This window comes from Parapedobacter composti (assembly GCF_900112315.1).
Taxonomy (GTDB): Bacteria; Bacteroidota; Bacteroidia; order Sphingobacteriales; family Sphingobacteriaceae; genus Parapedobacter; species Parapedobacter composti.
Genome location: NZ_FOLL01000010.1, coordinates 12,968 through 25,999 on the forward strand (window position 1 = coordinate 12,968; position 13,032 = coordinate 25,999).

The following is a 13,032-nucleotide window of genomic DNA, read 5'->3' on the forward strand; positions in this document are numbered from 1 at the left end:
GAATAAATCAGATAAAATAATTAAGTATCTCAACCGACTATATGAAACAAATCATCCAATCCTTCAAAACAGGAGAAACGATATTAGAAGAAGTACCAGCTCCCCAAGTTAGAAGGGGAGCGGTATTGATTCAAACTACCCGCAGCTTAGTATCACTGGGGACCGAACGCATGCTCGTTGAGTTTGGTAAATCAAACCTTATTCAAAAAGCACGACAGCAGCCAGACAAGGTTAAGCAAGTATTAGATAAAATCAAAACCGAGGGGTTAATGCCCACGCTGGAAGCTGTGTTCAATAAACTGGGCGAGCCTTTACCATTAGGTTATTGTAATGTAGGGAGAGTAGTTGCTATTGGCGATGGCGTCAGTGAATTCAAGGTGGGTGATCGGGTTGCTTCGAATGGACATCATGCAGAATTCGTTTGTGTACCCAAAAACTTAGTTGCGCCGATACCCGAAGAAGTTTCGGACGAGGAAGCGACTTTTACGGTCATAGGATCTATTGGACTTCAAGGTATCCGCCTACTAAACCCCACATTGGGAGAGACGGTCGTAGTGATAGGTTTAGGACTCATTGGATTAATTACTGCTCAGCTTTTGACTGCTAATGGATGCCGTGTAATCGGCGTGGATATTGATGACCATAAATTGTCGCTAGCCAAACAATGGGGTGTAATCCCCTTCAATCCAAAAAGCGGTGATGTGGTAAAATTTGTGGAGGGAGAAACAAATGGCATAGGCACTGACGGGGTAGTTATTACTGCGTCGACGAAGAACAATGAAGTCATATCCCAAGCGGCACGTATGTCGCGAAAAAGGGGACGCATTATTCTTGTCGGGGTGATTGGCTTAGAATTGAGCAGAGCAGAGTTCTACGAAAAGGAATTGACATTCCAGGTTTCCTGCTCATATGGACCGGGTCGGTACGATGATAATTACGAACAGAAAGGAATAGATTATCCGTTACCTTTCGTACGCTGGACCGAGAAAAGGAATTTTGAGGCCGTACTCCAAGCAATTCGCTCAGGTAAGTTGCAAGTCAAAGAACTGATAACGGAACTGGTACCATTGGATAATTACCTCAATATCTATGGTAATATTGGATCAAGCAAATCAATAGCTTCAATTTTAACATATAAAGATAGTAGCGAAGCGCCGACACACACGGTCGAAATTGGAACGCCTTCCTTCTCTGCGTCCAAAGGGATTATCGGCATTATCGGGGCAGGAAACTTTACCAAGATGACCATGCTTCCTGCATTAAAGGGAAGTGGTGCTCAGTTCAAATATATAGCGAGTCAAGGGGGAGTTAGCGGCACAGCTCTAGCCCAGAAACATGGTTTTTCACATTCAACCACTGACTATACGGCAATATTGAATGACCAAGAAGTGGACTTAGTGTTGATTACTACTCGTCATAATCAACATGCGCAAATGGTCATTGAAACATTGAATGCTGGTAAGCATGTTTTTGTTGAGAAGCCGCTGGCGCTCAATAATGAAGAGCTGGATGCAGTTGTGGCTGCTCAACAGGCATCAGGCAAAACTATATCCGTAGGATTTAATAGACGCTTTTCGCCTCATGCTGAGAAGATGAAAAGTTTGGTGGGCGATGCGCCAATGAATGTAATCGCCACTATGAACGCAGGTTTTATCGCTCCTAACGTTTGGGTACATGATCTGAAAGTGGGGGGAGGCCGTATCATTGGGGAAGCATGCCATTTTATCGATTTGATTACATATTTGACTGGAAGCAGAGTTAAGGCAGTTTGTATGAACGCAATGGGGGTTAATCCGGATGAGTCAACGGATAATGCCTCCATCCTGTTGCGTTATGAAAACGGTAGTACTGGAGTTGTTAACTATTTTGCCAACGGCTCCAAAGCATATTCCAAAGAACGTGTAGAGGTCTATTCCCAAGAACGCACGCTGATTATGGATAACTTCCGGAGGACCAAGGGCTATGGCTTTAGAAACTTTTCCAAATTGAAGACACAATTGGATAAAGGGCATAAAAATCAATTTGCTCGGCTAATACAGCGTGTTCAACGTGGTGGAGATCCATTAATTCCGCTTGACGAACTCATTAATACAACGAAGGCCTCTTTTGCGGCTATTGAGAGTTTGAAAGCCCGTTGTTGGGTTAGTATTTAATCAATTATTTATGTGATTAAGAATAGGCATTTCGAAATTATGCTTAAAAAATTTGACCTGCTTTTTCAAACTGTAAGGCACCTTAAGGTAAGGCAGATAATCTATCAAGTCAAATACCGATTGATCAAACCGGGCCCATTGAAAATGTATGGATATATTTCTTCAAATATTAATATCCAGCCACTTCGATTTATGTACTACCCACCTATGGTTGTGTCTTGGCAGGGCAAAGGGAAATTTAGTTTTCTGAACATTGACGTAACATTCGAAGGTGGGGTAAATTGGAATTTTCAGAAGAACGGTAAGCTATGGAATTACAACCTGCAATACGCGAATTATTTGCTCCAAGAAGCTCCTGATGATAAAGAGAAAGAACAACTGGTAACCGAGCTATATGCTTGGTTGTCTGACGGAAGACTTCCGTTAGAGCCCTATCCAGTATCCTTGCGATCCATAAACATGATCCGTTGGCTTTCCTTAAGCGATGTAAATAGACCGGATCTCGAAAAAAATGTTTACGCGGAACTGAATTTTCTGTCCCAACGGCTGGAATACCATTTATTGGGGAATCACCTATTAGAAAACGCCTTCGCGCTGCTGATGGGTGGGGGCTTTTTTTCCAAAACGAATTGGGTAAAGACCGGCAAGAAAATTTTAAAAGCAGAACTGGAAGAACAGGTATTAGCGGATGGAGCACATTTCGAGCTTAGCCCGATGTATCATCAAATCATTTTTTTCCGATTGCTTGAACTGATCGATTGGTATTCCAAATGGAAAGACAAGGAGCTGGAGTTTGAAGATTTCCTGAAGGCCAAAGCAATTGCCATGAGAGCTTGGTTAAAAAATATCAGCTTTCAAAATGGAGATATTCCCCATTTTAACGACAGTGCGAGCGGGATTGCCTACGCGACACATTGGCTGATGACCTATGCAGACGAGCTTTCTATTCGTGAGAGTGGGCTTCGGCTAGGTGAATCAGGGTATCGAAGTGTCATGATGGGCAATTACGAGTGTAAAATTGATTGTGCACAATTAGGGCCCAGTTATCAGCCGGGACATGCTCACGCAGATGCCCTCAGCTTTGTTCTTTATTACAAGGGCCAACCACTTTTTGTAGAACAGGGTACATCAACCTATCAAGTTGGTGACGTACGAGAGCGTGAGCGTTCGACTGAAGCACATAATACCGTGGTAGTTGACAAACGGAATCAGTCAAATGTGTGGGGCGGTTTCCGAGTTGCCGAGCGGGCGATAGTAAAAATTGTTGAAGATAGGGAAAACCGTATTTGCGGGAAACATAATGGATACCGGAAATTGGGCGTAACACACAAACGAACCTTCAATTTTGATAAAAATAGGATTGAAATAGTTGACGAAGTATCAGGCAATGACCAACTTTCTAAGGAATTTCATTTGCATATTTATCCTGGAATTAGGACAAGAATAGATAGCAGCCAAAACGTCGTATTGTCTAACGGTATAACGGTTACGTTTAAGCCGGGCGTAGAAGTAGTAATTCAAAATTATTATATGGCGAACGGTTACAATCGATACCTGAGTGGCAAAAAGCTTATAGTCTCCTTTAAAAATGAGCTTAAAACTACTATTTCATTCGAAACAAGCAACTGATGAAGCGCATACTATACCTTACATTTTATTTCGAGCCCGACCTCTGTGCGGGGTCGTTTCGCAATTCGCCCTTAGTTAAAGAACTTGCTGAGCAGGTGGGCAGTGAGGCAGAAATTGATGTTATTACGACATTACCCAATCGCTACAGTACGTTTGCTGCCGATGCTCCTCAATACGAAGACCGTGGTAATTACAAGATAAATCGGATCGCCATCCCCAAGCATCAAAGTGGAATGCGAGATCAGATTAAATCGTTTACGCGATATTTTTCGGAAACCAAGCGACTGATCGACGGAAAGAAATATGATTTGGTGGTCGCTTCTTCTTCTCGTTTATTTACCGCTTACCTCGGTTATACCATTGCTAAAAAACAGCGTATACCTTTATATTTAGACATCCGGGATATTTTTACCGATACGATGAAGGATGTGCTGAAGAGTACAGTCGTTAAAGCGGCAGTTTTGCCGGTACTAAATCAGATCGAACGAAGGGTATTCAATTATGCGAAACACATTAATCTGATCAGTGGAGGGTTTAAGCCGTATTTCAGGAGGTATACGAGACCAATTTACTCTGAGTTTCCCAATGGAATCGATCCTGAATTCTTAAATCTGCCGATATCTACGCCTAGCCGAAACACCTCCAAAACCATTGTGTATGCCGGAAATATTGGCGAAGGTCAGGGGCTTCATATCATCGTACCCAAAGCAGCGAAGCGATTGGGGGATAGGTACAGGTTTTTAATTATCGGTGACGGTGGGGCTAAAGGTAAGCTCATAACAGCTATTGACCGACTTCAAGTGAACAACGTGGAGCTGCGCCAACCTGTAAAACGTGCTGAATTATTGGAAATCTACCGTGAAGCTGACTTCTTGTTTCTACACCTCAACGACTACGACGCGTTCAAGAAAGTATTACCTTCAAAAATCTTTGAATTAGGGGCTTACGATAAACCAATCATTGCAGGTGTCGCAGGTTTCGCAAACGAATTTATCGATAAGAATATCCCTAATCGCATCTTGTTTCTTCCTGGTGATGTGGATAGTATGGTTAGCCAATTAGAAAAGTACAAATATGAAAATATAGTGAGGACAGACTTCCTGAACAATTTTAAGCGGGAATCGGTTAACGAAAAGATGGCGGCTTCTATAAGGGAATACTTATGAAAATTCTGTTAACTGGCTCCTCTGGCTTCGTCGGCCAGAATCTCCAGCCTTTTCTGACGGAAAAAGGCTTTGACGTGCTGCCTATTTCACTCCGGGGCGACTGGCAGGCCCAGCTTCCCCCGCATTACGATGCCATCATCCACCTTGCCGGTAAAGCCCATGACACCAAGAATACAAGTGCAGCGCAGGAGTATTTTGCCGTGAACACCGAATTAACGAAACAGCTGTTTGACCGTTTCCTGCAAAGCGAGGCCCGCGATTTTATTTACTTCAGCAGTGTAAAAGCCGCTGCCGATACGGTGGTGGGCGTACTGGACGAGTCGGTTAAGCCTAACCCCCAAACACCCTACGGCCAATCCAAATGGGCGGCAGAGCAGTACCTCAACAGCTTACCGCTGCCTACCGGAAAACGGTTGTTTATCCTGCGGCCGTGCATGATTCATGGCCCCGGGAATAAGGGCAACCTGAACTTGCTCTATCAGGTGGTGAGCAAAGGCATCCCCTACCCGCTGGCTGCCTTCGATAACCGGCGCTCGTTCTTGTCGATAGCCAACCTGCAGTTTGTGATTAAATGGTTGCTCAAAAACCCGGATATTCCGGGGGGAACGTATAACCTGGCTGACGATGAGGCGCTTTCTACCAATGAATTGATTAAGCTTATCGGTGAAGCTCGCGGCAGCAACGCCGCGCTGTGGAGGATACCGCCTGGTCTCATCAAAGGAGCTGCTATATTAGGGGACGCGCTGAGGCTGCCGCTGAACAGTGAACGGCTCAAAAAGCTCACGGAAAGCTATGTGGTAAATAATGTTAAAATAAAAGCGGCCCTGAAAATTGATAACATGCCGGTGTCTGCACGGGAGGGTCTACTGACAACAATAAGGAACTTTTGATGGATAGCGAACACTTCCTCATCTACGGTGCCGGTGGCCATGCGCGGGTGTTGTTGGACGGCATCCGTAAGCAATTTGGCCCTGGAGTGGTCCATGCGTTCTTTAACGATGGCGACCAGCCGAAAGAAATTGATGGCATACCGGTATTGGCTTATGTTTCGGAACGTTTTCCGGATATACCGTTGCTGCTCGGCATCGGCAAGCCGGATGTCCGCGAACGCCTCGCTGAACGGGTAAGCCACCGCTTCGGTACCTTCATCCATCCGTTGGCTTCGGTGGCGAGCGATGCGATCATCGGCGAGGGTGCGGTGGTGCTGGCTGGAGCGGTAGTGCAGTCAGGCGCCAAAGTAGGGCGCCATGTGATAATCAACGCGAACGCGACCGTTGACCATGACGCGACAGTGGAAGATTTTGTGACGACCTATCCCGGCGTGTACGTGGGCTTTGATGCCGTGGTGGGGCATGGTGCCATCGTAAACCCGAATGTGGTGATTATGCGGTTTGCGAAAGTGGCTCCGCATACAGAAATTCGTGCTGGACAAATCATTGAAAAATAACTTATGCTACTTCCTTATATAGTCATTGCTGTTTTGCTTGTTGCAGCGATGTTCCTCTACTTCCGCATTGCCGACCGGTACAACATCATCGATAAACCCAATCAGCGCAGCAGCCATACCATCATCACTATCCGCGGCGGCGGCGTGGTTTTCTACCTCGGAGCGCTGGCTTGGTTCTGTTGGTCGGGCTTTGCCTATCCGTGGTTTTTCGCGGGCCTCACCGCCATTACGGTGATTAGCTTCCTGGATGACGTGTTTACGCTGTCTAACCGCTTGCGCCTGACCGTGCACCTCGTGTCGGTGCTGTTGATGGTTTACCAACTGGGGGCTTTTGAGCTGCCGTGGTATGTGCTGCCCGCCGCACTCATTATCATCATCGGCACCATCAATGCCTATAACTTTATGGACGGCATCAATGGCATCACGGTCAGCTACAGCTTTGCGGTGTTGCTCTCCCTCTGGCTGGCCAACCGGCAGTGGGGGTTTATAGACGACCGCCTGCTGTATTGCACGGCCATCGCGAATGGCGTGTTCGCGTTCTTTAACTTCCGCCAGCGCGCTAAATGTTTTGCCGGCGATGTGGGAAGCGTGAGCATGTGTTTTATCCTGCTTTTTGCCACACTTAGCCTGATTTTCGCCTCCGGCAACGTCATCTTCATCCTGTTTTTTGCGGTATATGGGGTGGATAGCGTGCTGACCATTGTCCATCGGTTGCTGAAACGGGAAAATATTTTTGAGGCGCACCGGAGCCATCTCTACCAATACCTGGCCAACGAGGCGCGGGTAAACCGGCTGGGTGTATCGGCCGCTTACGGTGTATTGCAGGTGCTTATCGGCTGGATGGTTGTCCGCCTGGCGGATGCTCCTGTAGCCACGCAGCTCTGGTTTGCGGCCGGGATACTGGGCGGACTCGGATTGGTATATGTGGTAGTAAAACGCTATCTCATCCGGAAGTTTGTGCGCTGAATGCCCGTAGGCGTCGTATTATCCTGCGGTTTAACCTCCATGGTAGAACGTCTCCATAATAACCCTATAGAAAGCCGATAGTAACCTAACACCTGGCTAACGTTTCATCGTATTTTCATCGTAAATTTATCGTATTTTCATCGTATTAAATACGATGAAAATACATTAAAATAACGTTTTTCTATTGTTAAAGGCCTATATCAGTATTAGTTTTGATATGGATTTCTTTGAGGGTTGACTTAAACAGGCACTAAAGGGCGGGCAAGCCGATAGCGGGAACCGGCCGACAAGGCTTCCAGACCGTTAAAACGCTAACGCGGCAGCGTCTCGGGTCGCCGCATCTTGTACTGGGTGGCGGTGATTGATTCCAGAAATGCTTCCAGTGCCTGGATCTCTGCTTTCGATAAGTCCAGCTTTTTCATCAGCGGATCGGTAACGGGATAAAGCGGGTCTGCGGCTTTCTGCTCGGGCGTCGCGGAATTCATCTGCATGCCGCTGTTGTATAGATTGAGTACGCCGGTGATGTTGTCAAACAGGCCGTTGTGCATCCACGGGTTGGTGTTCATCACATCACGCAGCGAAGGGGTCCGGAATTTGCCGACGTCGTCCGGATTGCCGGTAACGAGGTAGCGCCCCAGGTCTTCGTATTTCCGCTGGTAATAGGTAAGTCCGATGTTATGGAAATCTTCGTCGGTGAAATGGGGTCCATGGTGGCAGTTCATGCACCGGGCCTTGGTGCGGAACAGGTGCATGCCGTAAATCTCCTGATCGGTGAGCCGGTTGTATTCGCCGTCAAGGAAACGGTCGAACCGGCTACGGCGGCTGGTGAGCGTGCGCTGGAAGGCGGCCAGGGCGCCGGTGATGCGGTGGAACGTGACGGTGTCGCTGCCATAGGCCGCGCGGAAGAGCTCCCGGTAGCCGCGATACTGCTGCAGCTTGGCGGGCAGTTGCCGGGCGTCCATCGCCATCTCGTCATGGGCGGATATCGGTGCGAGGGCCTGTTCTTCCAGCGTGGTGGCGCGGCCGTCCCAGAACAGGGTTTTCCGCTCGCTGACGTTGAGCAGCGAAAGCGTGTTGCGCCGCCCGGTCTGGTGGTCGTGGCCTATCGGCGTGTTCAGCTTGTCGGCCCAGGAGGTCTGGGGATTGTGGCAACTGCTGCACGAGATCTGATTGGAGCCCGAAAGCAGGGGATCAAAAAACAGGTACTTGCCCAATACCACATCCGGCTGCTCCATCAGCGTAAAATAAGCCGTGTCCACACCGGGCAGGGCGGCAAATTCCTGCCACTGTACCCCTGAATCTATCGCCGGCAGCGGCCATGCCGACAACGGCTTACGGTACAGCGTGGCTATGCTGTCGGTGAGCGAACGGCCCGTGGCGTCGCCACTGCGGAAAGCAGCCTGTAAGGAAAAGATGATACCGAGTACAACAAACACACAATACCGCATAACGAAAAATTTTGGAAACAAAACTAAGGATTTTGTAGCGTATTCTTTTTTTATACCTTTGCAAAGTTTGGAATAAGTCTAAATAAATTTATCAACATGTGTTATAACTGGGCCGTGGGCTGCCTCTGTGTCTTTGCTGCTCTTCCGGGATTCTGCCAGGAAAAGGCGTTACGTGGCCGCGTGGTGGATGAAGCGCAAAAGCCGTTGGCCAACGTATCGGTGCGCGCAAAACACACCGCGCTGGAAACGACGACCGATGCGCGGGGCGTTTATGTGTTGCCGGGGGAATACTTCGCCGCGGACTCCTGCATGCTGGTGTTTTCTTATGTGGGAAAACGGCCGGAGGAAATCACGGTTCGCCCTAGCGGACCGGCCGGACTGCCGGTGGTGGTGCTGCGGGATCATTCGCTGGCGTTGGACGAAATCAACGTTTCGGCGCGGCTAAACGCGGGCAGCACGAATTCGTCGGTGGTTATCGACCGCGACGTGATTGAACGCTACCCATCCCTGAGCTTGAATGATTTACTGAACCACCTGCCCAACCGGCCCATCATGGCGCCGTCGGTGCAGGAAATGCAGAACGTGACCCTCCGTGCGGCGTTCCAGGGGTCTGCCGGCAATGCGCGGAATCCGCAGCAGTTGAACAATGCGTTCGGCGTGGCGGTGATTGTGGACGATGTGGCGCTGAGCAACAATGCCACGATGCAGGGCCGGAACCCGGGAGCGGGCCTGGGGATCCAACGGGCGAACATCGGTGTGCTGCCGAACGAATACGGCTTGAGCGGCTCCGCTTCGACAGCGGGGGGATACAGCGGTGAAACGACTTTCGGAGGTATTGACCTCCGGCAGATTCCGACGGAAAACATTGAACGCATCGAGGTGATTACCGGGGTGCCGTCGGTGCGGTATGGCGACCTGACGGCGGGGGCGGTTATCGTGGACCGACAGGCGGGCCGCACGCCGGCTTTCCTGCGGGTGCAGCTCCGCAACAATGCGACTTCCTATGGTTTTTCCGATGGTTTTTCGATGGGCGAACGGTGGGGCGATGTTAACGTGAACCTGAATTACGTGAATTCGTATGCGGATAACCGCGATAAGGTGAAGCAATACAACCGCGTGAACGGTTCGCTGATCTGGACAAACTCCTTCGGCAGCGAGAACCGCTGGAAGCATACGCTCTCAGCGAACTACGGGAAACACATCGATGGCGTGCGCAAAGATCCGGATGACCCGCTTTCGACCGTGGTGAAGTACGACAACTGGAACCTGGGGTTGAGCAGCCGGTGGAGCTTCCGCCCTTCAGCGGGCTTTTTTCAGCGCTATGGGCTGAACGTAAGCTATGGTACCGGCCACCAGGTGACCTACCGGGAGTATCATTATAATATTGGATTTGTGCTCTACACCGATGCCGTGGAATCAGGGTTGGTGGAGGGGCAATACGATACCGGCCAGTACACGGCGATAGACCATGTGGATGGCCGGCCGGTGAATGCGTCCGTGCGCCTGGAAGCGTATGCGCCCTGGCATACGGGACGGATGAGCCATACATTGAACGTGGGAGCCACGGCCGACTATTCGGCCAACAAGGGCCTGGGGCGACTGGCCGACCCGTCAAAACCGTACCGGGCCCTGGGCGGGAATTATACGGACCGGTATTACGATTTCGGCCTGGTGGTGCCGGTATGGAACCTGGGGGCGTATGCGGAAGACCGGCTGCAGGCAACGCTTGGGGGGCGGCCGCTGAACGGGGCGCTCGGCGTGCGCTGGGATATGCAGAACGGCCATGCGTCGTTTTCTCCGCGGACCAACCTGAACTACCGGTGGTCCGAGGCGGTGAATGTGGGTCTGGCATATGGCTTGTCATTCAAGGCGCCGGGACTGGCTCACCTGTACCCGGGGCCGGTGTTCAATGATGTGACACTGCTCAATGCTTACAACGGGAAAGCGGCGGAAAGCCTGGCGCTGCTGTATGTGGACCGCTTTGATCCGGACAACGGCCACCTGCGCGCCAGCCGAAGCCAGACCCTCGAACTGACGGTGGCCTGGCAGCGGAAGGGGCACCGCCTTGGCGCCAACCTGTACCACCGGGGCAACCGCCATGGGATTACGACCCTTACGCGGCACGAATACGTCACCCTGCCCGTGTTTGAGGCCACACCGGTACCGGGGCAACGGCCTACCGTAACGGTAGTGGGCGAAAGGGAGTATGAGTTATCCCGTAACGTGATGCTGAACAGGCTGGTATCTAACGACCGGGGCATTGAGCTCATGTACAGCAGCCCGCGGGTGGCGGCCCTGGCGACCAGCTTCTCGGCAAGCGGCGGACTGTACCGCACGTATAGCTTTACCAATACGCCGAGCTATGAGGATGGCCTCACCCCTTCGGGGACGGCACCGACGGATATCGTACGCGGTATGTATACGCCGCGGCCTTTTGTGTCTTACAGCAGCCACGGGCGGGTGGGCTCGGCCACGCACCTGCCCCGCCTGAAGCTGGTGGTGCAGCTGACGGCTGATTTCCGGCTGTTGAACTATGCTGCTACCCGCTCGTGGGACATCCGGCCGACGGCCTACATGACCCGTGATTTGCAGTGGCACAGCCTCCAGAACGCTGGCTCGGACCACCCGGCCTATGCGATGCTGCTGGACGTTATCCGGACAAAGCACCGGGAGTCTAACGCGCAGTCGAATTTTGTGTCGGCCAACTTCCATATGGCGGTGGCCAAGGAACTCGGCAAGCGGCTGCGGCTATCATTCAACGTATTTAACTTCCTGGATTACCAACCGCGCTATTACCGCGAAGGGATGTCAGGCATAGTAACGCCCAACGGAAAACCGTCGTTCGGCGCAGAGATTTCGTATAAGTTTTAATCGTTATTCATAAAAATCACTCCAATATGAAACAAATAGCTTTATTCTTGATTGCTGCCGCAGGATTCATGGCCTGCAAAAGAGACAACCCCGATGTGGTGCCGGTTAACCTGACTGTGCAGGTAACCCACAGCTTGTCTTTAACGGAACAAAACGCATTCCCGTATGAACAAGTAGCCGTGACCATCCGGAACCTGCAGAACGGCTCGGAAACCACGCAACAGGTGGGGAACAACGGCCAGGTTACCTTTGCCGCAATCCCCGTGGGGCGTTATGACGTGACGGCCGCGGTGACCCTCCGGCAGGCGGATTACCTGCAGCTTACCGGGATAGACCCGGGAGCGGATGTGTCGCTGAACGCTTCGGTCCTGCAACAGGAAATCAGCGTCGGGTTTGCGAACACCATTGAACTGGAACTGATTTCCGGAACGCAGGGGGCTTTTGTACTGAAGCAAATCTACTATGGCGGGTCGGATAACCGCGACGGGGCCCTCTTCCGCGATCAGTTCGTCGAAATTTACAACAACACCGGCGAGGTGCTGTATGCCGATGGGCTGTACATCGCACGCTTATGGGGCCGGCAACGGCCGGACACCGACGGCCACCATTTCCAGGCCAACGGGCAGTTTGATTGGAGCCGCTCAAAGGATATGCCCGCTCATCTTGACGCGAACCGTGACTACGTGTACCTGCGCGACTTGCTCCGCATCCCGGGGGATGGAAACACGTACCCCGTACAGCCGGGCGAAAGCATCATCATCGCCCAGAACGCGCTAAACCATAAAACACCCTATACGGGCCATAACGGCCGGGAAATATCGGTGCGGAATCCGGACCTGACGGTGGACCTCAGCGGAGCTGACTTTGAGGTGTATTACGGAGACCTGCCCGGACGGACGCCGTTCAACTCAGACATTGACAACCCTTCGGTGCCCAACATGGTCGTCATCAAGCACACTGGCAACGACTGGATACTCGATAACAACGGCCGCGACAGTTATGTGATCTTCCGCGCGGAAAACGGACTGGACGTTACCGCGCTGCCTGAATACTTCGCGCCATCGCTGAATGAGCCCAATCAGTCGGCGAACACGTACATCCAGTTGCCCATTTCTTACATCATGGACGCCGTGGAGGTGCAGCCCACGCCGATGGAAGACCGGATACCGAAAAAGCTGCAACCCCAACATGATGCGGGCTATACGTTCGTGACGGGCGGCGCGTATTCTTCGCAAGCCGTGATGCGCCGGGTAAAGGAAACGGTAAACGGCCGCAAGGTTTTGCAGGACGCGAACAATTCCAGTGCTGATTTCGTAAGCATCAAGGCCAATCCGCGGGGTTTTGCGGAATAA

General features: G+C 51.1%; 9 protein-coding genes. 8 read left to right on the forward strand and 1 reads right to left on the reverse strand.

What is annotated here, in order from left to right; translation table 11 throughout:
* Positions 1–41 precede the first annotated feature (41 nt).
* Genes BM030_RS11430 through BM030_RS11455 form a run of 6 tightly spaced genes read left to right on the forward strand, consistent with a single transcriptional unit; the run spans position 42 to position 7,361 of the window.
* Positions 42–2,153, forward strand: a complete 2,112-nt coding sequence (locus tag BM030_RS11430; RefSeq protein ID WP_090973740.1) for a bi-domain-containing oxidoreductase — start codon at positions 42–44, stop codon at positions 2,151–2,153.
* 12 nt (positions 2,154–2,165) lie between these two features.
* On the forward strand, positions 2,166–3,782 hold the full coding sequence (locus BM030_RS11435) for an alginate lyase family protein (RefSeq protein WP_211657584.1): 1,617 nt from the start codon (positions 2,166–2,168) through the stop codon (positions 3,780–3,782).
* Entirely contained in the window at positions 3,782–4,948 is a 1,167-nt protein-coding gene (locus BM030_RS11440; protein WP_090973742.1) for a glycosyltransferase family 4 protein, read from the forward strand. Before BM030_RS11435 ends, BM030_RS11440 begins: the two co-directional genes overlap by 1 nt.
* Positions 4,945–5,838 carry an NAD-dependent epimerase/dehydratase family protein gene (locus tag BM030_RS11445; RefSeq protein ID WP_090973743.1) on the forward strand — a complete coding sequence of 298 codons (894 nt, stop codon included), beginning with the start codon at positions 4,945–4,947 and terminating at the stop codon, positions 5,836–5,838. The genes BM030_RS11440 and BM030_RS11445 overlap by 4 nt, the downstream gene beginning before the upstream one ends.
* On the forward strand, positions 5,838–6,395 hold the full coding sequence (locus tag BM030_RS11450; RefSeq protein ID WP_090973744.1) for a PglD-related sugar-binding protein: 558 nt from the start codon (positions 5,838–5,840) through the stop codon (positions 6,393–6,395). The genes BM030_RS11445 and BM030_RS11450 overlap by 1 nt, the downstream gene beginning before the upstream one ends.
* A 3-nt stretch (positions 6,396–6,398) precedes the next feature.
* Positions 6,399–7,361 (forward strand): MraY family glycosyltransferase, encoded by a 963-nt coding sequence (locus BM030_RS11455; RefSeq protein WP_090973745.1) that lies wholly within the window; start codon positions 6,399–6,401, stop codon positions 7,359–7,361.
* 311 nt (positions 7,362–7,672) lie between these two features.
* On the opposite strand, the gene BM030_RS11460 is transcribed toward BM030_RS11455, so the two are convergent.
* The gene (locus BM030_RS11460; protein ID WP_244518872.1) at positions 7,673–8,830 is read right to left on the reverse strand and encodes a cytochrome-c peroxidase; all 1,158 of its coding nucleotides are present in this window, start codon (positions 8,828–8,830) and stop codon (positions 7,673–7,675) included.
* A 75-nt stretch (positions 8,831–8,905) separates the two neighbouring features.
* On the opposite strand from BM030_RS11460, the gene BM030_RS11465 reads away from it, so the two are divergent.
* Together BM030_RS11465 and BM030_RS11470 are read left to right on the forward strand one after the other, a co-directional pair.
* Positions 8,906–11,680: a TonB-dependent receptor domain-containing protein gene (locus BM030_RS11465; protein WP_090973747.1), complete on the forward strand. Its 2,775-nt coding sequence runs from the start codon at positions 8,906–8,908 to the stop codon at positions 11,678–11,680.
* A gap of 26 nt (positions 11,681–11,706) precedes the next feature.
* A complete protein-coding gene (locus tag BM030_RS11470) occupies positions 11,707–13,032 on the forward strand; it encodes a DUF4876 domain-containing protein (protein WP_090973748.1) in 1,326 nt (441 codons plus the stop codon).